The 25276-nt window shown below is 72.9% G+C and carries 23 protein-coding genes and 1 pseudogene; 14 read left to right on the forward strand and 10 right to left on the reverse strand.

Features of this window, described 5'->3' with window-relative positions; genetic code table 11:
• Nucleotides 1–119: 119 nt before the first annotated feature.
• On the reverse strand, nucleotides 120–617 hold the full coding sequence (gene mce, locus Asi03nite_RS02885; RefSeq protein WP_203676782.1) for a methylmalonyl-CoA epimerase: 498 nt from the start codon (nucleotides 615–617) through the stop codon (nucleotides 120–122).
• A gap of 121 nt (nucleotides 618–738) precedes the next feature.
• Between mce and Asi03nite_RS02890 the strand changes: the two genes are divergently transcribed.
• The 5 genes and pseudogenes from Asi03nite_RS02890 to Asi03nite_RS02910 form a co-directional block, all read left to right on the forward strand.
• Nucleotides 739–1884, forward strand: coding sequence for an acetyl-CoA C-acetyltransferase (locus tag Asi03nite_RS02890; protein WP_239102348.1), 1146 nt, complete (start codon nucleotides 739–741; stop codon nucleotides 1882–1884).
• A complete protein-coding gene (meaB, locus tag Asi03nite_RS02895) occupies nucleotides 1881–2834 on the forward strand; it encodes a methylmalonyl Co-A mutase-associated GTPase MeaB (RefSeq protein WP_203676784.1) in 954 nt (317 codons plus the stop codon). The genes Asi03nite_RS02890 and meaB overlap by 4 nt, the downstream gene beginning before the upstream one ends.
• A gap of 138 nt (nucleotides 2835–2972) precedes the next feature.
• Nucleotides 2973–4646, forward strand: coding sequence for a coenzyme B12-dependent isobutyryl-CoA mutase large subunit (gene icmA / locus Asi03nite_RS02900; RefSeq protein ID WP_203676785.1), 1674 nt, complete (start codon nucleotides 2973–2975; stop codon nucleotides 4644–4646).
• A 98-nt stretch (nucleotides 4647–4744) separates the two neighbouring features.
• A complete protein-coding gene (locus Asi03nite_RS02905) occupies nucleotides 4745–5686 on the forward strand; it encodes a tetratricopeptide repeat protein (protein ID WP_203676786.1) in 942 nt (313 codons plus the stop codon).
• A 33-nt stretch (nucleotides 5687–5719) separates the two neighbouring features.
• A pseudogene (locus Asi03nite_RS02910) lies at nucleotides 5720–6763 on the forward strand (arginase family protein); the annotation flags it as partial.
• A 756-nt stretch (nucleotides 6764–7519) separates the two neighbouring features.
• Here the strand turns inward: Asi03nite_RS02910 and Asi03nite_RS02920 are convergent.
• Nucleotides 7520–8323 (reverse strand): alpha/beta hydrolase, encoded by an 804-nt coding sequence (locus Asi03nite_RS02920; protein WP_203676788.1) that lies wholly within the window; start codon nucleotides 8321–8323, stop codon nucleotides 7520–7522.
• Between the two features lie 35 nt (nucleotides 8324–8358).
• Complete coding sequence (locus Asi03nite_RS02925) at nucleotides 8359–8685, reverse strand: Rv1322 family protein (protein WP_373872078.1); 327 nt, start codon at nucleotides 8683–8685, stop codon at nucleotides 8359–8361.
• 53 nt (nucleotides 8686–8738) lie between these two features.
• Here Asi03nite_RS02925 and Asi03nite_RS02930 point away from each other — a divergent pair, with 53 nt between their 5' ends.
• The 3 genes from Asi03nite_RS02930 (at nucleotide 8739) to Asi03nite_RS02940 (ending at nucleotide 12419) form a co-directional block, all read left to right on the forward strand.
• The gene (locus Asi03nite_RS02930) at nucleotides 8739–10232 is read left to right on the forward strand and encodes an aldehyde dehydrogenase family protein (RefSeq protein WP_203676789.1); all 1494 of its coding nucleotides are present in this window, start codon (nucleotides 8739–8741) and stop codon (nucleotides 10230–10232) included.
• Between the two features lie 61 nt (nucleotides 10233–10293).
• Entirely contained in the window at nucleotides 10294–10932 is a 639-nt protein-coding gene (locus tag Asi03nite_RS02935) for an ABC transporter ATP-binding protein (RefSeq protein WP_203676790.1), read from the forward strand.
• Complete coding sequence (locus Asi03nite_RS02940) at nucleotides 10929–12419, forward strand: DUF6297 family protein (RefSeq protein ID WP_203676791.1); 1491 nt, start codon at nucleotides 10929–10931, stop codon at nucleotides 12417–12419. The genes Asi03nite_RS02935 and Asi03nite_RS02940 overlap by 4 nt, the downstream gene beginning before the upstream one ends.
• On the opposite strand, the gene nucS is transcribed toward Asi03nite_RS02940, so the two are convergent.
• A complete protein-coding gene (nucS, locus tag Asi03nite_RS02945; protein WP_203676792.1) occupies nucleotides 12416–13075 on the reverse strand; it encodes an endonuclease NucS in 660 nt (219 codons plus the stop codon). The genes Asi03nite_RS02940 and nucS overlap by 4 nt on opposite strands.
• A gap of 60 nt (nucleotides 13076–13135) precedes the next feature.
• On the opposite strand from nucS, the gene Asi03nite_RS02950 reads away from it, so the two are divergent.
• From Asi03nite_RS02950 to Asi03nite_RS02965, 4 genes are read left to right on the forward strand one after another with little or no spacing between them, the layout of a single operon-like run.
• A complete protein-coding gene (locus Asi03nite_RS02950; RefSeq protein WP_203676793.1) occupies nucleotides 13136–13756 on the forward strand; it encodes a DUF4126 domain-containing protein in 621 nt (206 codons plus the stop codon).
• A gap of 8 nt (nucleotides 13757–13764) precedes the next feature.
• Entirely contained in the window at nucleotides 13765–15090 is a 1326-nt protein-coding gene (locus tag Asi03nite_RS02955; protein ID WP_239102321.1) for a hypothetical protein, read from the forward strand.
• Between the two features lie 47 nt (nucleotides 15091–15137).
• Nucleotides 15138–17741 carry an FtsK/SpoIIIE domain-containing protein gene (locus tag Asi03nite_RS02960; RefSeq protein WP_203676795.1) on the forward strand — a complete coding sequence of 868 codons (2604 nt, stop codon included), beginning with the start codon at nucleotides 15138–15140 and terminating at the stop codon, nucleotides 17739–17741.
• Entirely contained in the window at nucleotides 17728–18480 is a 753-nt protein-coding gene (locus tag Asi03nite_RS02965; RefSeq protein WP_203676796.1) for a hypothetical protein, read from the forward strand. The genes Asi03nite_RS02960 and Asi03nite_RS02965 overlap by 14 nt, the downstream gene beginning before the upstream one ends.
• A 226-nt stretch (nucleotides 18481–18706) precedes the next feature.
• Here the strand turns inward: Asi03nite_RS02965 and Asi03nite_RS02970 are convergent, their stop codons facing one another.
• The gene (locus tag Asi03nite_RS02970) at nucleotides 18707–19555 is read right to left on the reverse strand and encodes a 3-hydroxyacyl-CoA dehydrogenase family protein (protein WP_203676797.1); all 849 of its coding nucleotides are present in this window, start codon (nucleotides 19553–19555) and stop codon (nucleotides 18707–18709) included.
• 121 nt (nucleotides 19556–19676) lie between these two features.
• Between Asi03nite_RS02970 and Asi03nite_RS02975 the strand changes: the two genes are divergently transcribed.
• Nucleotides 19677–20030, forward strand: a complete 354-nt coding sequence (locus Asi03nite_RS02975) for a hypothetical protein (RefSeq protein ID WP_203676798.1) — start codon at nucleotides 19677–19679, stop codon at nucleotides 20028–20030.
• Nucleotides 20031–20033: 3 nt separating this feature from the next.
• Here the strand turns inward: Asi03nite_RS02975 and murA are convergent, their stop codons facing one another.
• Nucleotides 20034–21323, reverse strand: a complete 1290-nt coding sequence (gene murA, locus Asi03nite_RS02980; RefSeq protein WP_203676799.1) for a UDP-N-acetylglucosamine 1-carboxyvinyltransferase — start codon at nucleotides 21321–21323, stop codon at nucleotides 20034–20036.
• 41 nt (nucleotides 21324–21364) lie between these two features.
• On the opposite strand from murA, the gene Asi03nite_RS02985 reads away from it, so the two are divergent.
• The gene (locus tag Asi03nite_RS02985; protein ID WP_203676800.1) at nucleotides 21365–21940 is read left to right on the forward strand and encodes a cob(I)yrinic acid a,c-diamide adenosyltransferase; all 576 of its coding nucleotides are present in this window, start codon (nucleotides 21365–21367) and stop codon (nucleotides 21938–21940) included.
• 409 nt (nucleotides 21941–22349) lie between these two features.
• Here the strand turns inward: Asi03nite_RS02985 and Asi03nite_RS02990 are convergent, their stop codons facing one another.
• From Asi03nite_RS02990 to Asi03nite_RS03005, 4 genes are all read right to left on the reverse strand, one after another.
• Nucleotides 22350–23168, reverse strand: a complete 819-nt coding sequence (locus tag Asi03nite_RS02990) for a PhzF family phenazine biosynthesis protein (RefSeq protein ID WP_203676801.1) — start codon at nucleotides 23166–23168, stop codon at nucleotides 22350–22352.
• 80 nt (nucleotides 23169–23248) lie between these two features.
• The gene (locus Asi03nite_RS02995) at nucleotides 23249–23716 is read right to left on the reverse strand and encodes a DUF2550 domain-containing protein (protein ID WP_203676802.1); all 468 of its coding nucleotides are present in this window, start codon (nucleotides 23714–23716) and stop codon (nucleotides 23249–23251) included.
• Nucleotides 23717–23724: 8 nt separating this feature from the next.
• Complete coding sequence (locus tag Asi03nite_RS03000; protein ID WP_203676803.1) at nucleotides 23725–24006, reverse strand: F0F1 ATP synthase subunit epsilon; 282 nt, start codon at nucleotides 24004–24006, stop codon at nucleotides 23725–23727.
• An 85-nt stretch (nucleotides 24007–24091) separates the two neighbouring features.
• On the reverse strand, nucleotides 24092–25216 hold the full coding sequence (locus tag Asi03nite_RS03005) for an LCP family protein (RefSeq protein ID WP_444978636.1): 1125 nt from the start codon (nucleotides 25214–25216) through the stop codon (nucleotides 24092–24094).
• Between the last annotated feature and the right edge of the window lie 60 nt (nucleotides 25217–25276).

The raw sequence follows: 25276 nt of genomic DNA on the forward strand, positions 1-25276 counted from the left end.
CAGGCCGGCGCCGTCCCGTCGCCACCTGCTGACTCGGGGCTCCGGAAGATCGTCGTCCGGTCGCCGGGATTGTCGGACCTGCTCAATGGCCCCGATCCTGCCAGGCGACCGGGCTCACGTCAGTCCGATTCACCCGGAAGGTGTACCCCGGCGGCCGGTTCCACCAACTCGACCAGGACCCCGCCGGCGTCCTTCGGGTGCACGAAGTTGATCCGGGAGCCGGCCGTGCCGCGCCTCGGGGCGTCGTAGAGCAGACGCAGGCCACGAGCCCGCAGCGCGTCCGCCGCGACCTCCACGTCGGCCACCGTGTAGGCGAGTTGCTGCAGTCCGGGGCCGCCGCGGTCGAGGAACTTGGCGATCGCCGAGTCGGGCCGGGCCGGGGCGAGCAGCTGGATCCGGGGCCCGGCGCCGTCGCCGACCCCGAGCATCGCTTCCCGCACACCCTGTTCGTCATTGGTCTCTTGGTGCACACACCGCAAACCGAAGGTTTTCTCGTAGAACTGGATGGCCTCGTCCAAATCAGCCACAGCTATGCCGACGTGGTCGATCCGGAGCAATTCGACGCCGGCGAGTGTGACATTCTCGCTCTGGACGGGACTCGATGTGTCGTCAGTCATGCCACTAGTCTCTGACCTGACTCATCGTTAAGTCCTGCCCGGGTGACCCACCGCACCCCGGCGTCGCAGATCGGACGTGACCGTGACCAGCTCCGTGATCATCAGTGGCGCCCGCACCCCGATGGGGCGGCTGCTCGGCAACCTCAAGCACCTGAGCGCCACCGCCCTGGGCGCACACGCCATCGCCGCCGCGCTGGAGCGTGGCGGCGTGGCCCCCGACCAGGTGCAGTACGTCATCATGGGCCAGGTCCTGCAGGCCGGCGCCGGGCAGATCACGGCCCGCCAGGCCGCCGTCGGGGCCGGCATCCCGATGACCGTCCCCGCGCTCACCGTGAACAAGGTGTGCCTCTCCGGGCTGGACGCGATCGCCCTGGCCGACCAGCTGATCCGGGCCGGCGAGTTCGACATCGTGGTGGCCGGCGGCATGGAGTCCATGACCAACGCCCCGCACCTGCTGATGGACCAGCGCCGGGGGACCAAGTTCGGCGACACCACGGTCCGCGACCACATGGCGCTGGACGGGCTGACCGATCCGTGGGCCGGCATCTCGATGGGCGCGGCCACCGAGGAGAGCGGCGCCCGGCTGGACATCAGCCGCGCCGAGCAGGACGCCTTCGCCGCGCTCAGCCACCGGCGGGCGGCCGCCGCGCAGCGAGAGGGCCGGTTCGCCGAGGAGATCGCGCCGCTGCCGTCCGGCGACCGCCGGTCGCCCGGCCCGATCGAGACCGACGAGGGCGTCCGGCCGGACACCACCGCCGAATCGCTGGCCAAGCTGCGCCCGGCGTTCCACCCGGAGGGGACGATCACGGCGGCCAGTTCCTCGCCGATCTCCGACGGCGCCGCCGCGGTCGTGGTGATGAGCCGGGCCAAGGCCGAGGAACTGGGGCTGACCTGGCTCGCCGAGATCACCGCGCACGGCAACGTGGCCGGCCCGGACAGCTCGCTGCAGTCGCAGCCGGCCAAGGCCATCCGGCACGCGCTGGACAAGGCCCGCCTGACCGTCGACGACCTCGACCTGATCGAGATCAACGAAGCCTTCGCGCAGGTGGCGATCCAGTCGATGCGCGAGCTGAAGGTCGACGAGAGCAAGGTGAACGTGAACGGCGGGGCGATCGCCCTCGGTCACCCGATCGGCATGTCCGGCGCGCGCCTGGTGCTCACGCTGGCGCTGGAGCTGAAGCGGCGCGGCGGCGGCACCGGCGCGGCCGGCCTGTGCGGCGGCGGCGGGCAGGGCGACGCGCTGATCATCAAGGTCCCCACCGCGTGAGCCCAGCACGTGACGTGCCCGCCCTGCTCGCGCGGGCCCGGGAGGGCGATCCACGGTCGGTGGCCCGGCTGATCACCCTGGTGGAGAACGGCGATCCGGCGCTGCCCGAGGTCGCCGCGGCCATGGCGCCGCAGGCGGGCCGGGCCCAGGTGGTCGGCCTGACCGGCGCGCCCGGCGTGGGCAAGTCGACCACCACCAACGAGCTGGTCCGCGCGCTGCGGCTGGCCGGGCGGCGGGTCGGCGTGCTGGCCGTGGATCCGTCCAGCCCGTTCACCGGCGGCGCCATCCTCGGCGACCGGGTGCGGATGCAGGAGCACACCGCGGACCCCGGCGTGTACATCCGCTCGATGTCCAGTCGCGGTCAGCTCGGCGGGCTGTCCGCGGCCACCCCGCAGGCCGTCCGGGTGCTGGAGGGCGCCGGCTGCGACGTGGTGCTGGTCGAGACCGTCGGCGTGGGCCAGGCCGAGGTGGAGATCGCCTCGCTGGCCGACACCACGTTGGTGCTGCTCGCCCCGGGGATGGGCGACGCGATCCAGGCGGTCAAGGCCGGGGTGCTGGAGATCGCCGACGTCTTCGTGATCAACAAGGCGGACCGGCCCGGGGCGGACAACACGTACCGCGACATCCAGGGCATGCTGGCGCTCGGCGAGCGGGCCGCGGGCGACTGGCGGCCGCAGGTGGTCCGCGCGGTGGCGGTCAAGGGCGAGGGCGTCGACGACGTGGTGGCCGCGATCGGCAAGCACCGGGACTGGCTGGAGTCCGGCGGCGAACTGCGGGCCCGCCGCGAGCGGCGGGCCGCCGCGGAGATCTCCGCGCTGGCGCTGGGCACGCTGCGGGCCCGGATGGGCGATCTGCACGGCGGTACGGCGCTGGCCGGGCTCGCCGCGAAGGTGGCGGACGGCGCGCTCGACCCCTACGCCGCGGCGGACGAACTGCTCGCCGGGCTCTGAGCCCCGTCCGTGGATCGCGTGCCCGTGGGCGCGGGCGACACGCGGGCGGTGACCCCTCGGACCCCCGCCTTCGGCCGTGCGCGGCACGACCCGGGCGGCAACCTTAGCGATCGTTCAGTTCTGCTCTAGGATGACCGCATGGACGCAGCTGAGATCGACGCCGGGCGGGAGCGCTGGCAGCGCCGCTACGACGCGGCCCGCAAACGGGACGCCGACTTCACCACGCTCTCCGGGAACCAGGTGGAGCCGGTCTACGGGCCACCGCCCGGCACGTCGTATCCCGGGTTCGAGCGGATCGGCTGGCCCGGCGAGTTCCCGTACACCAGGGGTCTCTATCCGACCGGCTATCGCGGGCGCACCTGGACCATCCGGCAGTTCGCCGGATTCGGCAACGCGCGGCAGACCAACGAGCGGTACAAGATGATCCTGGCCGCCGGCGGCGGCGGGCTCAGCGTCGCGTTCGACATGCCGACGCTGATGGGCCGCGACTCGGACGACGCGTTCTCGCTCGGCGAGGTCGGGCACTGCGGCGTGGCGATCGACTCGGCGGCCGACATGGACGTGCTGTTCGAGGGCATCCCGCTGCAGGACGTGACGACCAGCATGACGATCTCCGGCCCGGCCGTCCCGGTCTTCTGCATGTACCTGGTGGCCGCCGAGCGGCAGGGCGCCGACCTCGGCAAGCTCGACGGCACGCTGCAGACCGACATCTTCAAGGAGTACATCGCGCAGAAGGAGTGGCTCTTCGCGCCGGAGCCGCACCTGCGCCTGATCGGCGACCTGATGGAGTACTGCGCGGCCGAGATCCCGAAGTACAAGCCGCTGTCGGTGAGCGGATACCACATCCGCGAGGCCGGGGCGACCGCCGCGCAGGAGCTCGCTTACACGCTGGCGGACGGCTTCGGCTACGTCGAGCTCGGCCTGTCCCGGGGCCTGGACGTCAACCAGTTCGCGCCCGGCCTGAGCTTCTTCTTCGACTCGCACATCGACTTCTTCGAGGAGATCGCCAAGTTCCGCGCGGCGCGCCGGATCTGGGCCCGGCACCTGCGCGAGGAGTACGGCGCCACCAGCGAGAAAGCGCTGTGGCTCAAGTTCCACACGCAGACCGCCGGGGTCTCGCTCACCGCCCAGCAGCCGGTCAACAACGTGGTGCGCACCGCGGTCGAGGCGCTCGCCGCGGTCCTCGGCGGCACCAACTCGCTGCACACCAACGCCCTCGACGAGACGCTCGCGCTGCCCACCGACGAGTCCGCCGAGATCGCCCTGCGCACCCAGCAGGTGCTGATGGAGGAGACCGGGGTGGTGAACGTGGCCGACCCGCTCGGCGGCTCCTGGTACGTGGAGGCCCTCACCGACCGCATCGAGGCCGAGGCCGAGGAGATCTTCCAGCGGATCCGTGAGCTCGGCCACGACGGCAGCATCACCGCGGGCATCCTGCGCGGCATCGAGGACGGCTGGTTCACCGCGAACATCGCCGAGGCCGCGTTCACCTACCAGCAGGCCCTGGAGAAGAACGAGAAGCGGATCGTCGGGGTCAACGCGCACACCGGCACGGTCGCCAAGGAGCTGGAGATCCTCCGGGTGTCGCACGAGGTCGAGGTGGACCAGCGGCGGGTGCTGGAGGAGCGGAAACAGCGACGCGATCCGGTACGGGTCAAGTCCGCCCTGGACGAGTTGGTCGCGGTCGCCCGCACCGAGCGCAACATGATCCCGGCGATGCTGGAGGCGGCCCGCGCCGAGGCCACCCTCGGTGAGATCTGTGACGCGTTGCGGGGCGAGTGGGGCGTCTACCGGGAACCCGCGCGATTCTGACCCGATCACGGAGGGTCCGGGGGTAGCTCGGTGACGTCCGATATCGCCCGCCTGGCGGCGGCGCGAACAGGCCGGACAGCGTGCGAGACTAGATAACCATGAGCGACCCACGGACCACTCCGTCGATCTTCACCCGCGGCGCGGTCGATCTCAGCGCGCTGCGTACCCCGGCGCCGGCCAAGCCCGCCGCGCCGAGCCGTCCCGCCGCCTCCGACGGCTCCGGCGGCGACCCGGTTCCCGGCGCCCTGCCGGGCCTCGCCCCGGAGACGATCATCGACGTCACCGAGGCCAACTTCCAGAGCACCGTGCTGGAGCGCTCGCTCACCACGCCGGTGATCCTGGACTTCTGGGCCGACTGGTGCGCGCCGTGCAAACAGCTCTCCCCGATCCTGGAGAAACTGGCAGTGGCCGGCCAGGGCTCGTGGGTGCTCGGCAAGGTCGATGTGGACGCCAACCCACGGCTCGCCCAGGTCTTCCGGGTGCAGGGCATCCCGATGGTGAGCGCGGTGATCGGCGGCCAGCCGGTCGAGGGCTTCACCGGGGTGCTGCCGGAGAGCCAGATCAGCCAGTACATCGACGCGGTGCTCAAGGCAGCCGGGGTGGAGGGCGGCGGCGCGGCCGCGCCGGAGGACCCCCGGCTGGACGCGGCAGACGACGCGCTGATGGTCGGCGACCTGGACGCGGCCGAGGCGGCCTATCGGAAGATCCTCGCCGAGTCGCCGGCCGACACGGCCGCCGAGGCCGGCCTCGCGCAGGTCGAGCTGTACCGGCGGATCAACGGGCAGGACCCGGCGTCGGTGCTGGCCCGGGCCGCCGCCGACCCCGACGACGTGGAGGCGCAGCGGCTCGCCGCCGACATCGAGGTGCTCAGCGGCCAGGCCCCGGACGCGTACTCGCGGCTGGTCGCCCTGGTCAAGCGGACCAGCGGGGAGGAGCGGGAGGCGGTGCGCAAGCACCTGCTGTCGCTGTTCACCGTGGCGGGGCCGGACGACCCCGCGGTGGCCGGCGCGCGACGGGCCCTGGCCAGCGCACTCTTCTAGAACCGACAGTCACGAGCGAAGCGGGAGGGCGTCGTGCGACGCATCGCCGTTCTGGACGCGCCGTCCAATCTCGGCCTGCGCCCGCCGACGCCCACGTCGGTGCCGGGCTGCGCCAAGGCGCCCGGCGCCCTCCGCGACCACGGGCTGCTGACCCGGCTCGCCGCCCGGGACGCCGGCTGCCTCACCCCGCCGCGGTACGACCCGGGCGACTGGCGGCCCGGCGACGGGGTGGCGCACGCGGCCGAGATCGCGGCGTACTCGCGCGCGCTGGCCGACCGGATCGGCGCGATCATCGACGGCGGCGAGTTCCCGGTGGTCCTCGGCGGGGACTGCTCCATCCTGATCGGATCGGGGCTGGCCATGCACCGGCTCGGCGAGGCGGTCGGCGGGCGGATCGGGCTGGTCTTCGTCGACGGGCACTCCGACTTCCGGCACCCGGGCAACGCGTCCTACGTCGGCGCCGCCGCCGGTGAGGACCTGGCCCTGGTGACCGGCCGCGGCCAGGCGAACCTGGCGGCGATCGAGAGCCGCCGGCCGTACTTCCGCGACATCGACGTGGTGGTGCTCGGGATCCGGGCGCAGGACGAGTACCGGCTGGACCTGCAGGCGGCCGGGATAGTGACCCGGCCGGTCCCGATGCTGCGCGCCGAGGGCGCGGCCCGCAGCGCGCAGTGGGCCCGCGATCAGCTGGTGGACTGCGCCGGGTACTGGGTGCACGTCGATGTGGACGTGCTCGATCCGGCGGTGATGCCCGCGGTGGACGCGCCGGACCCGGGCGGAATCGCGTTCCCGGAGCTGGAGCTGCTGCTCACCGGGCTGGTGGAGTCGCCGCACTGCCTGGGCGTGGAGATCACCGTCTTCGACCCGGACTACGACCCGGACGGGCGGTACGCGGCGGAGATCACGTCCGCGGTGGTGAGTGGGTTGGCGCCGGTTCGGGCGGTGGCTCCGCGACCGGATCTGATCGCCGCCCGGCGCGATCTGGCGAATGCGCCGGGCGTGGCCGCGAGCGTTGCGGAGGCTTCGGACGCTGTCGCCGAGCCGGGCGCCCGTTCCGCGGAGGCGCCGGGCACCGGTGCTGCGCAGGCGGCGGGCATCCCTTTCGCGGAAACCCCGGAAGAGCCGGTCGTCGCGGTCGCCGAAATCGCGGTCCTGGCGGACGGCGAACCTGTGGATGCCGAACCTGTCGACGCCGAGCTGCTCGATATCGGCTCCGCGGACGCGGACCCGGTGGAGCCGGTTCTGGCGGAGGACGTTTCCGCGCCTGAGATCGAGGCTTCGCCGGGGCCGGTGAACGACACGGACCTCGGCTCGTCGGAGCCGGAACCGGGATCCGAGCCGGAACCCGCGTCGGAACCAGAACCGGAACCGGGGTCGGGGCCGGAACCGGAACCGGAACCGGAGCTGGAGCTGGAGCCGGAGACGGAGCCCGGATCGGAGGTCGAGCTCGGGCCCGCGGCGCTGGAAGCGGGATCGCCGGAGGGCGACTCCGGCGAGTCGGAATTCGCGGATGACGAGTCCGATGCGGAACAGGCGCGGCCGCTCCGGGTGGCTCCGATGGCCGCGGAGGTGCGGCTGCTCTCCCGGCCGCTGGGTTCGGCGCCACTGCTCGACTCCGAGCCGCTACCGGCGACCCGGCCCGGCATGCTGCGGCCCCGGCCGCCGGCCGACCCACCGGTTGCCGGCGCCTTCACGGCGCACACCCCGGGATTCGACGAGGTCCCGCCCGGCGTCGCCTGACACCCGGCGCCGCTGCGGCCGGGGACAGAACGCGAATACGAGCCCGACGCCCGGCACGCGGGCGGGACCTTCGAGGGCCCCGGCCCGCGGCGGTCAGTCCCGCAGGGGCCGGGGGACGTCGACGTCGGCGAAGGCGGCCACCGTGCGATCGGCGTAGGCGTTCATGTCGCCGGTCTCCATCGGACCCTCCCAGCTGCGCGGCAGCGGCGTCGGGACACCCGGGGCCACCCGCTTGACGATCTCGTCCAGCGCCTTCTCCGCGTCGCCCACCCACAGGTGCTTGGCGCCCGGCATCGCCACCACCTCGGCCTGCGGGATCGCGGCGAACCGGGCCTTCGCCTCGGCCGGGCGCAGGTAGTCGTCGAACTCCGGGATCAGCGCGGTCACCGGTTTCCCGTCGGCCGCCCACGCCGCCAGGTGGGCCGGCTCGGAGAAGCGCAGCGGCGGGGAGAGCAGGATCGCCCCGGTGACCGCCGGGTCCAGGCCGTACATCAACGTCAGGTCCGTCCCGAAGGACCAGCCGACCAGCCAGATGTCCGGAAGGTCGGCGAACTCGGCGAACTCGATGGCGGCGGCCACGTCGTAGCGCTCGCCGACGCCGGCCGAGAAGGAGCCGCCGCTGGTGCCGCGGACGCTCGACGTGCCCCGGGTGTTGAAGCGCAGGACCGCGAGGCCGGCCAGGGCGGGGAGGCGCCAGGCGGCCTTGCGGAAGACGTGGCTGTCCATCATCCCGCCGTGCGTGGGCAGCGGGTGCAGGCAGACCAGGGTGGCCACCGGCTCGCGCCCGGCCGGCCGGGCCAGCTCACCGACCAGGGTGACGCCGTCCGCGGTGTGCAGCTCGATCTCCTCCCGCTCGGCGGGCAGGATCGAGTTGGCACGGATCTGATTGCTCGACATGAGGCCGTTGTTCCTTTTCGGCTGGCGGGAAGGGCTCATCCATAGCGTGGCGCGTTGCGGGACCGCTCCACGCCCGGCCCCCGCCGGTCGCGGGCCCGCCAGCAGCCGGTGTGCCAGTGCCGCCGGTCCGCCGCGTCGCCCCAGCCGTCGGCCGGCCAGGCCACCACGTGCGCCACCCCGGGCCGGATGTCCTGCAGGCAACCCGGGCAGAGGTACGTCTTGACGGCCGCCGCCCCGAAGATGCTGCGCACCATCCACTCGCCGTCCTGCCACTGCTGGACGCGCTGCTCGGTGATGCCGGGACGGTCCGGCTGCGGTTCGTCGGCGGTGCGACGGCGCGGGTGGTTGCGGCGGGGGCTCACGACGTCAAGAGTACGTAGTGACTCACCGGTAACATTCAGCCTAGACTCCCGACATGACGGCGACTCACGTTCCCGGCCTGCCCGTGATCGAGGACGGCCAGCTGATCTCCACGAATCCGGCCACCGGCGAGGAGGCCGGCCGGGTGCCGGTCGCCGACGAGAAGGCGGTGACGGCCGCCGTCGAGCAGGCCCGGGAGGCCGCCGTCTGGTGGCAGAGCCGGGGCTGGGAGGGCCGCAAGGTCCGGCTGCTGCGCTGGCGCACCCTGCTGGTGGAGCGGATCGAGGAACTGGCCGAGCTGGCCAGGTCGGAGAGCGGCAAGCCGATCAACGACGGGATCGTCGAGGTCACCGCCGCCGTCGAGCACCTGGACTGGGCCGCCCGGAACGCCAGGCGGGTGCTCGGCCCGCGGCGGATGCGGACCCGGCTGCTGCTGGCCGAGCACGTCGGTCACCTGGAGTACCAGCCGTACGGCGTGGTCGGCGTGATCGGCCCGTGGAACTACCCGATTGTCACCCCGATCGGCCCGATCTCCGGCGCGCTGGCGGCCGGCAACGCGATCGTCTTCAAACCCAGCGAGTACACCCCGGTGGTCGGCCAGTGGCTGGCCGACTCGTTCGCCGAGATCGTCCCGGAGCAGCCGGTGCTGCGGGCCGTGCACGGGCTCGGCGATGTCGGCGGGGCGCTGTGCCGCTCCGGCGTCGGCAAGGTCTCCTTCACCGGTTCCACCGCCACCGGCAAGAAGGTGATGGCCGCCTGCGCGGAGAACCTGGTGCCGGTGGTGATCGAGGCCGGCGGCAAGGACGCGCTGATCGTGGACGCCGACGCGGACGTGCCGGCGGCGGCCGAGGCGGCGGTCTGGGGCGCGATGACCAACGCCGGCCAGACCTGCATCGGGATCGAGCGGGTGTACGCGGTGGAGCCGGTCTACGACCGGTTCGTCCAGGCGGTCGTGGAGAAGGCCGGGAAACTGCGCACCGGCGAGGAGATCGGCCCGATCACCATGCCGCGGCAGCTGGAGATCATCCGCGATCACATCGAGGACGCGCTGGCCCGGGGCGGGCGGGCGGTGCTCGGCGGGGCCGAGGCGGTGCGGGCGCCGTACGTCGCGCCGACCGTGCTGGTGGACGTGCCGGACGACTCGTCGGAGATCCGCGAGGAGACGTTCGGGCCGACGCTGACGATCACCCGGGTCCGCGACGCGGAGGAGGCGATCCGGAAGGCCAACGACACGCCGTACGGCCTGGGTGGCTCGGTCTTCGGAAAGCGCGACGCGGTGCGCATCGCGCGGCGGCTGCGCGCCGGGATGGTGGCCGTGAACGGGACGCTGACCTTCGTGGGGATGGGCAATCTGCCGTTCGGCGGGGTCGGCGAGTCGGGGTTCGGCCGTATCCACGGTGAGGACGGGCTGCGCGAGTTCGCCCGGCCCAAGGCGATCACCGTGCGCCGGGCGCGCTCACTTCTCCCAGCGATGACCTTCGAGCGCACCCCGGCCCAGGTCAGGCAGATCGTCAAGGCCCTGCGCCTGCTCTACGGCCGTAGGCGGTAAGGCTCCGCCTGGACCTCGCCTCGCTCTCACGGCCCGGCCGACCAGGCCCTAGGCTGTCCGGGTGGCCGACCACCCCGCGGTTGAGGTAAGCGATCTCTGCGTGAGCTACGGCTCGGCGCCGGTGCTGGCCGGCGTCGCGCTGACCGTCCCGGCCGGCACCGGTGTCTGCGTGACCGGGGAGAACGGCGTCGGCAAGTCGACGCTGCTGCGCTGCGTGAGCGGCCTGCAGCGACCGGACGACGGCCGGATCCGGGTCTTCGGCGCCGCTCCCGGCTCCAGCCCGGAGTTCTGGGCCGCCGTGGTGACCACTGTCGAGCCGCCGACCTGGTACCCGGGGCTGACCACCCGCGAGCACGCCGAGCTGATCTGCCGCGCGCACGGGCAGGACCCGGACGACGCCGGCGTCGACGAGGCGCTGGAGCGCTTCGGGCTGGCCGGGCACGGCGACGCCATCCCGCCGTCGCTCTCCTCCGGACAGAAGCAGCGGCTCACCCTGGCGATGGCGCTGCTGCGGCCCAGCTCGCTGCTCATCCTGGACGAGCCGGAGCAGCGGCTGGACCCGGAGGGGCGGGACACCGTCGCGCGGATGCTGACCGACTACCTGTCGACCGGCGGCTCGCTGCTGATGGCCAGCCACGACGACAAGTTCGCGGTGGCCTCGGGGGCGGCGATCACCACGATGGAGTCGCTGGCCCGATGACAGTCATCGTCTCGCTGCGGCCGGTGCGCCGCTGGATCCACCAGCGCCAGGTGTCCCATCGCGAACGCGGCGCGACGCTGGGCAACCTCTACTTCGCGGCGCTGCTGATCGCGGTGCTCGGCGCCGTGACCCACAAACAGATTTCCAAAATCTTTTGGCCCGGTACGCCCGATCTCGGCATCCTGCCGGCCGTGGCGCTGGGGTTGCTCGGGGCCGGGTTCCTGCTGATGGCGATGCGCGCCACCGGACCCGTCACACTGGGCCGGCCGGCGGCGTACTTCCTGCTCACCGCCCCGGTCAGCCGCCGCCGCCTGCTGTTGCCGTCGCTGCGGCTGGCCGCGCTCGTCGCCGCGTGTCTCGCCGCCCTGATCGCCACCGCGCTCGCCGGGCACGCCGCGCCGCACGCGGTGGCCGGGCCGCTGATCGCCGCCGGGGCGCTGCTCGGCGTGGGCCTGCTGCTGGTCGCGGTGGTGGCGCAGCGGGCGCACGGCTGGGCCCGGGTCACCGACCGGCTGGCCACCGCCCTGGCGGCCGCCGGGCTGGCGCTGCTGATCGCCGACAACCTGGCGGTGCGCTCGCGGCCCGCGACCGGCGGGTGGTTGTCGAGGCCGTTGCTCGTCACTCTCGCCGGATCACTCGCGGTCGTCGTCGCGGCCGGGAGTGCCTTGATCGTACGCGATCTGGCTCGCACCCCGGACGATCGCGTGCTGGACGCCGCGAAGACCACCGGTACCATCTTCGACACCGCGTTCGGGATGGAACCGTCCTTCGTCACCGACCTGGTGGCGCGACGGTACTGGTCGAACCGGCGCCTGCGCAGCGCCCGCCCGCCGGCCCGGCTGCCGGTCCTCACCGGCCAGGACTTCCTGCTCGTCCGGCGCCGGCTGCCCCGCCTGCTCTGGCTGCTCGCGGCCACGCCGATCCCGCTGCTGCTGACCGCCGCGCCGCCCTGGGTGGCCGCGGTGGCCGTGCTGCTCGGCGCGATGATCGCCGGCGGCACCACCACCGCGACCGTCAACACCGACGCGGGCAACCCGGTGCTGCTGCGGCTGCTCGGCCTGAGCTCGCGGGCGGCCCTGCTGCAACGGCTCCGGATCCCGGTCGCCCTGGCCTTCGCCTGGTCGCTGATCGCGCTGGTGCTGATGCAGGTCGCCGGTGACCTGCCAGGTGGACAGTGGTTCCTGCTCAGCGTGCCGCTCGGGGTGACCGGCGGGGTGGCCGCGGTGCGCCGGGCCCGGGCCGGCTTCGTCCGCAACGATCTGCTGCCCCTGGACACCCCGATGGGCACCGTCTCCACCGGCCCGCTGGTGCACGCTTTCGCCGGGCCGGACGCCCTGATCCTGGGCGTCCCCACGGTGGTCGCCGTCGGCCAGGGCGGGCCGCTGACGTACACCCTGCTGCTCTTCCAGACCGCGCTCGCCCTGATCGGCGCCCGCGCCTACCTGGCCGGCACCACCGACCCGGCCCGCGTCGAACTGCGGGCCTAGAAGAGGGTCAGCTCGTCGCGCTCCATGCCGCGCAGCTTGTCGTAGTCGACCACCACGCAGCGGATGCCGCGGTCGGTCGCCAGCACGCGCGCCTGCGGCTTGATCTCCTGGGCCGCGAACACGCCCTTGACCGGGGCCAGCAGCGGATCCCGGTTCATCAGCTCCAGGTACCGGGTGAGCTGCTCGACGCCGTCGATCTCGCCACGGCGCTTCACCTCGACCGCCACCGAGCCGCCCTCGGCGTCCTTGAGCAGCAGGTCCACCGGGCCGATCGCGGTCATGAACTCGCGGCGGACCAGCGTGTGCCCCTCGCCGAACGTCTCCGGGTGCTCGGCGAGCAGCTCCTGCAGGTGCGCCTCGACGCCGTCCTTGACCAGGCCCGGGTCGACGCCCAGATCGTACGAGTGATCCTGGAAGATCTCCTCCAGGGTGATCCGCAGCTCCTCGCCGGCCTTGTTCACCACCTTCCAGACGCCCGGCGCCTCCTGGAGCCTGCAGGGCGGGCTCATCCAGTTCAGTGGCTTGTAGGCACGGTCGTCGGCGTGGATCGACACCGACCCGTCGGCCTTCACCATGAGCAGCCGCGTCGCGAGCGGCAGGTGGGCGGACAACCGTCCGACGTAATCGACGGAGCACTTCGCGATGACCAGACGCACCCGGCGACACTACCGGAAGCGTGTCGGGCGGGACGTGCGTGCCGGTGCCATGCTGACATCGTGTTCGAAGCATTGACCGGCACCGGTCTGGCCGCATCCGCCGGCCTGAATGCGTACATACCCCTGCTCAGCATGGGCCTGCTGGCCCGCTACACCGACGCCATCGACCTGCCGGCCGGCTGGTCCTGGCTCGCCAACGGCTGGACCCTCGTGATCCTGGCGATCCTGCTGGCCATCGAGGTGGTCGCCGACAAGGTGCCAGTGGTCGACCACCTGAACGACGTGGTGCAGACAGTGGTCCGGCCGACCGCGGGCGGCCTGGCGTTCGGCGCCGGCTCCTCCTCGCAGACGGTCACCGTCTCCGACCCGGGCTCCTTCTTCGGCTCGCACCAGTGGGTGCCGATCGCGGCCGGCGTGCTGATCGCGCTCTGCGTGCACGGCGTGAAGGCGGCCTCCCGCCCGGTGGTGAACGTCACCACTGCCGGTTTCGGTGCCCCGGTGGCCAGCACCGCCGAGGACATCGGCAGTGTGCTCCTGTCCGTGCTGGCGATCCTGCTCCCGGCGCTGGTCCTGGTAGGCCTGGTGCTGCTGGTCTGGGGCGCGGTGTGGGTGTTCCGGCGCCGCGGGCGCCGGAGGCAGGCGAGACTTACGGGTGCCGAAACGCGCCGACTGTTTGGTTGACTCTGCGGGTGCTCGCACTCGCCGTACCCGCCTTCGCCCTCACCTGGTGGCTCGCCGGCTATCTGATCGGGCGGGATCCCGGTCGGCCGGCGTTGCGGTGGGCGGGCGCGGCGCTCACCGCGTACGCCGTCGCGGTCGTGACCTGGACGGTCGCGCCGGGTTCCCGGACCGCCCAGATCCTGGTCTGCCTGCCGGCCCTCGCCTGGGCCGGCAGCGTGGTCTCGCTGCTGCCGCTGGCGCCGTCCGAACGCCGCCCGATCGACATCGGCGCCCTGGTGCTCGGCGTGCTGTTCCAGCTCATGATCGTCGCGCTGCCCGGCGCCGGGAAGCTGGTCGGGCTGACCCCGCTGGCCGGTGCGCTGTTCCTGCTCTGGCGCAACCGTGAGCAGGTGGTCCCGCGCCGCCTGCCGCTCGCGCTGACCTCGATGGCGTGGCTCTACGCGGCCGGCCTGGCGTTGCTCTTGCTCCCGGTGGACGCCGGCGGTCCCGCCCCGGCACTCGCCGCGATCGGCCTGGACCTGCTGGTCTTCGGTTATCTGACAGCGGTGGCCCATGCGGTGGCCGGCGGCGAGCGGCTGCGCCTGGACCTGCGGCGCTCGCTGGCCGCCGGGCTCGGCGTGCTGCTGCTGGTCGGCCTGCCGGCGATGCTCACCATGTACGCGACCCGCGGCGACGACCTGGTGACCGTGCTGCAGTTCGTGCCGCTGGCGGCCGCCGCGACCGCGGCCGGGCTGACCGGGCGGCTGAGCCGGGTGCTCGACCTGATCGCGCTGGGCCGTGACGTCCGGCTGCGCCACGACCGGGCGGCGCTGTTCCTGAACGCGGACGCGCTGCTGCGCCTGCGGGAGCGCCGGCGGCTGGCCGAGGTCGGTGAGCCCGAGTTCCTCCGGCTGACCCGGCGGGCGCTGGAGGACTTCAACGACCTGAACCGGCTGTCCCGCAGTCCGCTCACCGATCTGCCGGTGGTGGCCCGGCGGGTGGCCAGGCGCGGCGACGACCAGCCGCGGACCCGGGCCCGGGAGCTGCGGGCGGTGCTGCGCGAGTCGGTGTCGGCGCTGCGGCCGTCCGGGCCGTTCGACACCTCCGACGCCTGGCGGTACTACAACACGCTGCAGTTCTGCGGGGTGCTCGGGGTGAATCCGTACGCCCGGCGGCCGCGGACGGACGGGTTGAGCCGGGAGGCCCGGATGGCTGTCGACTGGTTCCGGCGCAGCGTGCCGCGGGACACCATGCGGCAGTGGCAGCGGGAGGCCGCGATGGTGGTGGCCGGCCGGCTGTGGACAGAGGCCTTTTCGAGCGACAGAACACGACACGCAATGACTAATCGGTCATAATGGTGGGAAATCGCTAAAATACCCCCACATGGATTCCGGGGGGTCGCGTGGGTAGTCACCGCAACGCGCTGGTCGCCGCGGTCCGGCAGGAACTCGCCGAGGCCCGCGGCTCCGCTCGGGCGTTGCTGGCCGCCGCGGAGTCGGCACGAGGCGAGGCGCAGAACCGGCGCCGGCTGGTCCGCGACGCCTACGCGACCTGCCTGAGCCAGCTCACCGCCGCGCGCGAGTCGGCCCGCGAGGACGTCCAGCGGCGCTACCGCAGCGAGGCCACCCGGCTCGCCGGGCACCTGCGCGGCCTGGCCACCTCCAGCGCCACCGGGGCGGCCGGCGCGCCCTGGCGGCTGTGGGCGCCCAGCGAGCCCGACCCGGGCAGCCGTCCCGGGCTGCTGCGGATCGGCGCGATCACGTTCGAGGACACCGCCGCGCTGCCCGGCCTGATCCCGCTGCTGGACGCCGTGCACCTGCACGTCTCCGGGACGTCCCCGCAGGTCGACGACCTCATCACCGGAGTGCTGCTGCGGGCGCTGGGCAGCACCCGGGCCGGCGACGTGCACCTGACCGTGTACGACCCGCGGAACCTGGGCGGCACGCTGGCCCCGTTCGCGTCGCTCAACCCGACATTCGTCGGGCCGGGCGGGCTCGGCTCGCTCCTGGACGACCTCGCCGAACACATCTGCCGGGTGAACGAGTCGCTCGGCGGGCAGCACCCGTCGCTGGCCGACCTGGCCGCCGCCCGGCCCGGACCGCGCCCCGAGCCGTGGCGGCTGGTGGTGCTGCTCGCCGACCGGGCCACCTCGGTGGAGATGACAGCCGCGCAGCGGGCGCAGCTGGACCGGATCGTACGGACCGGGGTGGCCTGCGGAGTGCACCTGGTGGTCCGCGGGCTGCCCCTGGAGGACGACCCGACGGTGGAGCGGATCGTGGTCCGCGACCAGGTCGCCACCTGCGCCTCGCTGGGCAGCCTGGAGATCCGGCTGGACCCGCCGCCCCCGCCGGAACGGATCGTCGCGTTCTGCCGGGCCACCGCCGAGCGGATGCGAGCCGGCCGGGACCCGGCCCGGCTCGCCGACCTGGAACCGGACAAGTACTGGGGGGAGTCGGCGCTGCACGGTCTCGTCGCGCCGATCGGCGACAGCACCGACGGCACGCTTGTCGACGTGCCGCTCGGCGACGACCCGCCGCACGCGCTGATCGGCGGGCCGTCCGGCTCCGGCAAGACCAATCTGATCTACACCTTGCTGGGCTCGCTGGCCACCCGGTACGGCCCCGAGGAACTGGCGCTCTACCTGCTCGACTTCAAGGAGGGCGTGTCCTTCGCCCGGTACGTCCCGGGCCCGCGCGACCCGAGCTGGCTCCCGCAGGTGCGGCTGGCCGGCATCAACGTCAACGGCGACCGGGAGTTCGGCCTGGCCCTGCTCCGGCACCTGGGCGAGGAGCTGCGCACCCGGGCCCAGGCGGCGAAACGGCACGACGCCGGGAAGCTGTCCGAGCTGCGTACCGAGGATCCGGACGGGCACTGGCCGCGGATCGTCGCGGTGATCGACGAGTTCCAGGTGCTGCTGGCCGGCCGGGACGCGGTCGCCGAGGAGGCCGTCGGCCTGCTCGAGGACCTCGCGCGGCGGGGCCGCTCGCAGGGCATCCACCTGGTGCTCGCCTCGCAGGACGTGGCCGGGATCCAGGCGCTGTGGGGCCGGCCCGGTCTGATCGCCCAGTTCACGCTCCGGATCGCGCTGCCCAAGGCCCGCCGCATCCTGGCCGACGACAACCTGGCGGCGGCGGTCATCCCGCGCTTCCACGCGGTGATCAACACCGAGTCCGGGATGTCCGGCGCCAACCGGATCGTGCGCCTGCCGGACGCCGGTGACCGGACCCTCTGGCGCGCCCTGCAACGCAGGCTGTGGCGCGACCGGCCACCCGGCTGCGCGGAGCCGCGGCTCTTCGACGGCGACGCGGTGCCCCGGCTGCCGTCCGCGCTGCGGCCGTCCGGGCGCGTGCCGTCCGCGACGGAGCCGGTGGGGTCGTCGCCCGGGGCGGTGCTCGGCGAGCGCATCGACGTGGCGGCGCAACCGGCCCGCCTGCGGCTCGGGCGGATGCCGGGACGCAACCTGGCGGTGCTCGGCACCCGGACCGACGAGGCCTGCGACGTCCTCGCTGCCGCCGCGCTCAGCCTGGCCGCACAGGGTCCGGCGCACTTCAGCGTGCTGTGCCTGGACCCGGCCGCCGGGCTGGCCGCCGCGCGCCTCTACGCGGAGCTGCCGTCGGCCGACTGGTACGACGTCGGCGACGCCCGCTTCGACCTGGCGCCCCGCGACGTCCCGCACTACGTGATCGGCTTCGCGCTGGACGCGGCCGGGGATCCGGCGCTGCGCAAGCTGCTGGCCGAAGGCCCGGAACAACGGATCCACGTGCTCGGCTGGTGGCGCACGGTTTCCCGGCTCCGCGACGACCTGGGTGGGGCCGGCACCCGGCTCGACGCCATCGGCGCCTGGGTGGCGCTCGACGTGCAGGGCGCCGACCTGGCCCCGCTGTACCCGCAGCCCGGCGGCCCGGCCTGGTATCCACGCACCCGCCGGGCCCTGTTCTTCGACCGCTCGGTGCACCGCACCCCGGAAGTGATCATCCCGTACGAGGTGAACAGTGACCACACGTGACCGGCAGCCGCCCAGCCGCGACTACCAGTTGATGGTGAGCGCGCTGGCCGAGGTGACCCGGCGGCGCGACGCCGAGCTGGACGAGGCCGAGCAGGCGTACCAGGACAGCGCCGCCCGCGCGGCCGGCGAGCTGGCCCGCGCCGAGAACGACGCGCTGGCCGCGGACCGCTGGGCCGGCGCGGCCGCCGCCCAGGTGCTCGACGTGGACCGGGAGGCGGCGCGGCTCTGGGACCAGTTGCGGCGCGCTCGTGGCCTGCGGATCCGGGCGCTCGGCGAGGTGCCGGAGCCGGCGCCGGTGGAGGCGCTGCCCCGGGTGGCGCTCCAGCGCGGCCCGTCCGCCTCGGAGATCGCCCCGCACAGCCCGCAGTCGCCGCGCGCGCTGCTGGCCCGCGCCGCTGACCGGATCGAGGACCGCATCCGGCCGGGCGGCCGGCGCCCGTTGCCGCGCTGGTCCCTGCCGTTGCTGCCGCTGATCGGCGCGGTGGCCTCGACGCTCGCCGGGCTGGTCGCGGCTGGGCTGGTCACTTTCGGCCATACGCCGGTCTTCGGCGGGATGCTGATCCGTGGCCTGGGATGGCTCACGTTCATCGTGGCGCCGTCCGCCGGGGTGCCGGCGGCGGCCTTCCTGGCGCACCACCGGCTGCGGGCACGGCTGGACATCGGCGGAATCGGGCTGACCCTGCTGGGCGGCATGGTGGCCGCCACCCTGCTCTCGCTCAGCTTCGCCGCCGCCCACTGACCGCCCGGACCGCGAGCGCGCCGCTCAGGCGTCGTGCGCCCACCGACCGGCGAACCACGCGTGCGGCGCCGACAGCCGGCCCAGCAGCGGCGTCGCCCTAGCCCGGTGGCGTCCGGGGGGGTGTCTCGACGGGCGTGAGACACCCCCGGCGACCAGCCGGAACCCGCGGGCGCGCCGCGGCCCGCGGTGGCGACGGACGTCGCGCGTACGTACCGAATCAGAAGTCTCAGTAGCTGTAGAAGCCCTTGCCGGTCTTGCGCCCCAGGTCCCCCGCGGTGACCATGCGCTGCAGCAGCTCCGGCGGGAAGAACTTCGGGTCCCCGGTGTCGCGGTGGATGTTGCCGGCCGCGTTCAGCATGACGTCGAGGCCGGTCAGGTCGATGGTCGCCAGCGGGCCCATGGCGTGACCGAACCCGAGCTTCATCACCGTGTCCAGGTCGGCGGCCGAGACCACCCCGGACTCCACCAGCTTGATCGCCTCGACGAGCAGGGCCGAGAACAACCGGTTCGAGACGAAGCCGGCCACGTCGCGCTTGACCTCGACGCAGGTCTTCCCGACGCCCTCGGCGAAGTCCCGCGCGGTGGCCAGGGTCTCGTCCGAGGTCTGGTAGCCGCGGACCAGCTCGACCAGCTTCATCATCGGCACCGGCGAGAAGAAGTGGATGCCGACGACCGACTCCGGCCGCGCGGTGACCTTGGCGATCTGGGTGATCGGGATGGCCGAGGTGTTGGTGCCGAGGATCGCGCCGGCCTTGCAGATCTTGTCGAGCTGCTTGAAGACCTCGTGCTTGGCCTCGACCTTCTCGAAGATCGCCTCGACCACGATGTCGGCGTCGGCGGCCGCCTCCAGGTCGGTGGTCGGGGTGATCCGGCTGAGGGTGGCCTCGACGTCCTCCGCGGCGATCCGGCCCTTGGCCGCGAACCGGTTGAGCGAGTCGCCGATCGCCGCGATGCCGCGCTTGAGCGAGGCGTCGTCGACGTCCCGCATGGTGACCTGCCAACCGGCCTGCGCCGAGACCTGTGCGATGCCGGAGCCCATCAATCCGGAACCGATGACCGCGAGACGACCCGCCATGCTCAACTCCTTCGTCGAAATGCGCCGCCAGTCTAACGGGGTTACTGAACGGAAACTTAGGCCGACTCACGTTCGGGGCAAACCGCCGGAAATCCTCGATCCACGGTGTCAGACTGTGCGCATGGCCACGAGTGACGGCTGGTACCTCATCGGACCGTTGATCGCCGTCGGTCTGGTCGGCTTCCTCGGCGCCGTCTTCTGGCGGATGGGTCTGCAACCCGTCAGCGCCACCGACGGTCACGCGGACGGCCTCGCGATCTTCGGCGAGCGGGGCGAACACGGGCAGCAGGAGGACTACGGCCTGCTCCGGCCCGCCGCGGTCACCGAGGAGCGGGAGGTCGCCGACGAGATCCGGCGGTTGCTCATCGACGCGGGCATCCGGTCCACAAGCGCGACCCGGCACGACGGCCGGGTCTGCGTGCTCGTCTTCGCCGAGGAGGTGGAGGAGGCCCGCCGGCTCGTCGGATCGAGCTGAGCGTCAGAAGCCGAAGCTCGGCTCGGGCACGTCGGTGCGCTCCACCTCGACGCCCAGCCGGGCCAGGTCCGAGACGAAGTCCGGATAACCGCGGTCGATGTGGTGCACCTCGCCCACCTCGGTCACCCCGTCCGCGCAGAGCCCGGCGATGACCAGCCCGGCGCCGGCCCGGATGTCGGTGGCCCGCACCGGGGCGCCGGAGAGCCGGTCCCGCCCGTTGACCACCGCGTGGTGCCCGTCGGTGCGGATGTCCGCGCCCAGGCGCACCATCTCGTTCACGAACATGAACCGGCCGTCGAAGATGTTCTCGGTGATCAGCGACGCGCCCTCGGCGACAGCGGCCAGCCCGATCGCCATCGGCAGCAGATCGGTGGCGAACCCCGGGTACGGCAGCGTCACGATGTCGACGTGCCGGGGCCGCTCGGCCATCCGGACGCGGAACTCGTTGTCGCCCGGCTCGACAGTCGCCCCGGCCGCCACCAGCTTGTCCAGCGCGATGTCCAGGAACTCCGGCCGCACCCCGTGCACTGTCACGTCGCCGCGGGTCATCGCCGCCCCGTACGCCCAGGTGCCGCCGACGATCCGGTCCCCGATCGTGGTGTGCCGCACCGGCTTGAGCGGCCCGTCCACGCCCTCGATGGTCAGCGTCGACGTGCCGGCCCCCTCGATCCGCGCGCCCATCGCCGTCAACATCTCGCAGATGTCCACGATCTCCGGCTCCCGGGCGGCGTTGTCGATCTCCGTGACGCCCTTCGCCAGCACCGCCGCCATCAGCAGGTTCTCGGTGGCGCCGACGCTCGGGAAGTCCAGCCAGATCTTGGAGCCGCGCAGCCCGGCCGGCGCCGAGGCGATCACGAAGCCGTGCTCGTTGGAGATCTCCGCGCCCATCCGGGCCAGACCGGAAACGTGCATGTCCAGGCCGCGGGAGCCGATCATGTCGCCGCCGGGCAGCGCCACCCGCACGTGACCGCGGCGGGCCAGCAGCGGCCCGAGCACGCAGATCGACGCGCGCAGCCGGCGGACCAGGTCGTAGTCGGCCTCGGCGCCCGGCTCCAGCGGCACGTCGATCACCGCCTCGGTGCCCTCCAGCGTCACCCCGCAGCCGAGCCGCCGCAGCACCTCCGCCATGATCGCGATGTCGGTGATCCGGGGCACGTTCGCCACGACGCTGCGGCCCTCACCGAGCAGCGCGACAGCCATCAGCTTGAGTGCCGAGTTCTTCGCGCCACCGACGGTGACGTCACCGGCGAGCCGGGCGCCGCCCTTGACCCTGATCACATCCACGCGGGCCATGGTATGGGCCGGAGCCCACCCGGACTGCATAGGGTGGCCCCATGGCTGTGCATCTCACCCGCATCTACACCCGAACCGGCGACGCCGGCCAGACCCGTCTGGTCAACAACGAGGTCGCGGCGAAGACCGACCCGCGCATCGCCGCCTACGCCGACGCGGACGAGTGCAACGCGGCGCTGGGCGTCGCGCTGGCGCTCGGCGCGCTCCCCGACGAGCTGCGCGCGGTGCTCGGCCGCATCCAGAACGATCTCTTCGACCTGGGCGCGGACCTCGGCAACCCGCTCAGCGAGAACCCGCCGTACCCGCCGTTGCGGATCACCGAGGACTACGTGACCCGCCTGGAGGGCTGGTGCGACGAGTTCAACGAGCGGCTGCCCGCGCTGGACAGCTTCGTCCTGCCGGGCGGCACGCCGGGAGCGGCGCTGCTGCACGTCGCCCGCACCGTGGCGCGCCGCGCCGAGCGGTCCGCCTGGGCACTGATCGAGGCCGATCCGGCGCGGACCGGCGTGCTCCCCGCGAAGTACCTCAACCGCCTCTCCGACCTGCTCTTCATCCTGTCCCGGGTGGCGAACCCGGACGGCGACGTGAAGTGGGTGCCGGGCGGATCCCGCGAATAACTCAAGATCATTCAAGATCTGGAGGTCGTAGGCCCAGCGGGGTACAGGCCGCCGCTCCCGCCGGGGCCGGGCGCGGCGATCTGGCCGCTGGCGCGTCCAGGACGATCGCCGCACCCTTCATTCCGGGTGGGTGGCAGGGCCGGACACTGCGCACACGCCCACCCGGTCCACCCGCCCGGCGCCGTGTCCGCAGCGGGCGCGGCGCCGCGGCCCGCACCCGGTCCTCCATCCACGGCGGACACGACGCCGCGATCCGCACCCGGCTCTCCATCCACGGCGGACACCAGGCCGCGATCCGCACCCGGCTCTCCATCCACGGCGGACACCAGGCCGCGGGATCATCTCGCCGCGCGCCAGCCGGCTGTTGTCCCGTGTGCCCGCAGACACGACGCATCGGGCAACCGGTGCGTCAGACGAGCAGTTCACCGTCAATAGTCGTTGTCGCGTAGCCGCCGAGCAGCGTCCGGTCGCCGCGGATCGCGACCCTGACCAGGCCGCCGCGGGCCGAGGCCTGATAGCCGGTGAGCTCGTCGCGCCCGAGCCGCCCGGTCCAGAACGGGGTCAGCGACGTGTGCGCGGAACCGGTCACCGGGTCCTCCGGCACGCCGACCGCCGGAGCGAAGAACCGGGAGACGAAGTCGTAGCCGGCCGCCGGATCCTCCGCGACGGCGGTCACCAGCACACCCCGCCGGGTCAGCCGGGCGAGCGCGCCCAGATCCGGCCCGAGCGACCGCACCGTCTTCTCGTCGGCGACCTCGACCAGCACGTCGTCGGTGATCGGCCCGGTCCAGTGGGTGGCGACCACCTCCACGCCCAGCGCCTGCGCCAGCGCCGGGTCCACGTCGACCGGGCTGAGCGGCGAGGCCGGGAAGTCCAGCGTGATCAGCCCGTCCTCGGCGACGTCCGCGGCGAGGACGCCACTGCGGACGGTCCGGTACCGGACCCGGCCCGACACCAGCCCGGCCCGGTGCAGCACGTGGGTGCTCGCGAGGGTGGCGTGCCCGCACAGGGCGACCTCGACGCCCGGGGTGAACCACCGCAGCGCCCAGTCCGCGTCCCCGCCGGGAGGCAGCCGGTGCAGGAACGCGGTCTCGGAGAGGTTGACCTCGGCCGCGACCCGTTGCATCCAGTCGTCGGCGGGGAAGTCGTCCCCGTCGAGGACCAGCACCCCTGCCGGATTCCCGGTGAAGGGCCGATCGGCGAAGGCGTCCACGATCCGAATCCGCATGCCCCGACGCTAGACGCGCCACGGGCCGCACGCGACGGCCAATCCGCAACAAGCGGTTCCGCGAAGCGGAGAGGCCAGGCTCAGCTCTCCACCTGGCGCGGGCCGAAGATGGACCGGCCCGGGACACTGCCCGGATCACGCGGCGGCCCCGCCTCCAGCCAGGAGAGGAAGCCGGTCACCGTCGTCTCGGCCATGGCGATCTCGGCCTCGGTGGCGCCCATCGCACAGCGCAGCACCACCCAGTGGCCCGGCATGGTGAGCCGCTCCGGCCCGGTCGGCAGCCGGCGCTCGGCGATCGTCAGGACCCGGCGGTCGAGCACCCGCTTGGGCCGGAACGCCAGGCTGAACATCTTGTGGAAGCGCAGCTCGTCGCCGACGAACTGGCCCAGGCCCGGCGACCACCCGCGGCCCGGCACCATCGTGCTGGTGCGGACCTGCAGGCGGATGGTGCCGCCGCCGAGTATGAGCAGCCGGCGGCGGAAGAAGATGGCGAAGAGAAGCGCGAGCAGCGCGACGAGGCAGATTCCGATGACTTCCAGAACCCGCATCGGCGGCGTCAGTGCTGCTCGGGAGCGGCCGGCGTGGCGCTCTCGGCGAGCACCGTGACGCCATTCGCGTCGATGGAGAGGAAGCCTCCGGCGACGTCGTAGGTGAGTTGCTCACCGCCGGCGAGTTTCACCCGCACCTGGGACGGCTCCTTGAGCAGACCGAGCAGCGGCGAGTGGCCGGGCAGCACACCGATCTCACCCTCGGTGGTCCGCGCGACGAGCATCTCGGCCTCGCCGGCCCAGACCTTCTGCTCGACGGCGACGACCTCGACGTGGAGTTGGTTGGCCACGCTGTCTCCCTCTGACGCTGCGAACCGAATGGGTGAAAGTCTAATCGGACCCGCCCGCGGCCGTTCGCCCGGGTCTCGGCCCCGGCTAGCTGTTGCGGTTCACGAACTCCGGGTGGGCCAGCAGAAACTCCTGGACCCGGTCCTCCCGGACCGCTTCGAAGAAATCTTCCGAGCCGTCCGCCAGCTTCTCGCCCAGGTACGTGTCGCCCGCGTAGACCCCACCGCCGGACAACTTGATCGACACCATGTTGTCGGTGTTCAGGTCCTTCAGGGCCAGCCCCCAGTCGAGCACGCTGTGCCCGTTGCCGTCGAAGGTCAGCGCGTCGCCGGCCGCGTCCAGGATCGCCAGCATCCGGGACGGGCTGGTCGCCACGCCCTTGCTCAGCGCCTGTCCGGCCATCGCCTTGATGAACTGCTGCTGGTGCCGCTGGCGGTCGTAGTCGCTGTGCGGCAGGCCGTACCGCTGCCGGACGTAGTCCAGCGCCTCCCAGGCCCTCAGGTGGTACGTCCCGGGCCGGTACGTCTTCTGCGGCCCGGTGTACGGGTGCGCGCACGAGTTGTCGGCGCACTCCGGCCGGCGCGGGCGGGGCTTGCCGCTGGGCTGCAGGTGCTCCGACCGTACCGTCATGTCGATCTTCATGGTCACCCCGCCCATCGCCTCGACGATCTTCTTGAACCCGCCGAAGTTGATGATCGCGCCGGCCTGGAAGTCCTGGATGCCGGTGAGCTGGCCGACCGTCCGGGCGAGCAGCTGGAACCCCTGCCTGACGTCGTGCCGCCCGTCGCCGGTGGCACTGCCGTACGACATCGCGGAATTGATCTTCGCGGTGCCGCCGGCGTAGCCGGTCGGCGCGAAGGGTGGGATGTCCACGTAGAGATCGCGCGGCACGGAGAACATGTACACCTGGTCCATGCCGGCCGGGATGTGCGCCACGATGATCGAGTCGGACAGCGGCGCGGTGTGCTCGTCGCGCGGGTCGATGCCGGCCAACAGGATGTTGAGCGGTCCCCGGATGTCCTCCGCCCCCCGGCGGCCGGAGGACGCCGAACCGAACAGGCGGCCGTCCGCGTCCACCGCCCCGGTGTACCTGGTGATCAGGGCGGAGCCGGTGACGAACACGGCGCCGCTGGTCAGCATCAGCACGACGCCGGAAACAGCGGCCAGGCGGGCCCACAGCGGCGCCCGGCGCGGTTTCACGGACTCGGCCACCACATCCCCAACCCTGACGTCTCGGTACACCCCGTAGACAACGAGAAGCCGTGCCGGTCG

Source organism: Actinoplanes siamensis (genome assembly GCF_016862395.1).
GTDB lineage: Bacteria > Actinomycetota > Actinomycetes > Mycobacteriales > Micromonosporaceae > Actinoplanes > Actinoplanes siamensis.

Excerpts from the sequence above, each read along its gene's own strand:
- Asi03nite_RS02975 (WP_203676798.1), top strand. The coding sequence starts at position 19,677 with ATGGCCACGAGTGACGGCTGGTACCTCATCGGACCGTTGATCGCCGTC.
- icmA (WP_203676785.1), top strand. The coding sequence starts at position 2,973 with ATGGACGCAGCTGAGATCGACGCCGGGCGGGAGCGCTGGCAGCGCCGC.
- Asi03nite_RS02905 (WP_203676786.1), top strand. The coding sequence starts at position 4,745 with ATGAGCGACCCACGGACCACTCCGTCGATCTTCACCCGCGGCGCGGTC.
- Asi03nite_RS02990 (WP_203676801.1), bottom strand. The coding sequence starts at position 23,168 with ATGCGGATTCGGATCGTGGACGCCTTCGCCGATCGGCCCTTCACCGGG.
- Asi03nite_RS02985 (WP_203676800.1), top strand. The coding sequence starts at position 21,365 with ATGGCTGTGCATCTCACCCGCATCTACACCCGAACCGGCGACGCCGGC.
- Asi03nite_RS02940 (WP_203676791.1), top strand. The coding sequence starts at position 10,929 with ATGACAGTCATCGTCTCGCTGCGGCCGGTGCGCCGCTGGATCCACCAG.
- Asi03nite_RS02920 (WP_203676788.1), bottom strand. The coding sequence starts at position 8,323 with ATGTCGAGCAATCAGATCCGTGCCAACTCGATCCTGCCCGCCGAGCGG.
- Asi03nite_RS02890 (WP_239102348.1), top strand. The coding sequence starts at position 739 with ATGGGGCGGCTGCTCGGCAACCTCAAGCACCTGAGCGCCACCGCCCTG.
- mce (WP_203676782.1), bottom strand. The coding sequence starts at position 617 with ATGACTGACGACACATCGAGTCCCGTCCAGAGCGAGAATGTCACACTC.
- Asi03nite_RS02995 (WP_203676802.1), bottom strand. The coding sequence starts at position 23,716 with ATGCGGGTTCTGGAAGTCATCGGAATCTGCCTCGTCGCGCTGCTCGCG.
- Asi03nite_RS02970 (WP_203676797.1), bottom strand. The coding sequence starts at position 19,555 with ATGGCGGGTCGTCTCGCGGTCATCGGTTCCGGATTGATGGGCTCCGGC.
- Asi03nite_RS02930 (WP_203676789.1), top strand. The coding sequence starts at position 8,739 with ATGACGGCGACTCACGTTCCCGGCCTGCCCGTGATCGAGGACGGCCAG.
- murA (WP_203676799.1), bottom strand. The coding sequence starts at position 21,323 with ATGGCCCGCGTGGATGTGATCAGGGTCAAGGGCGGCGCCCGGCTCGCC.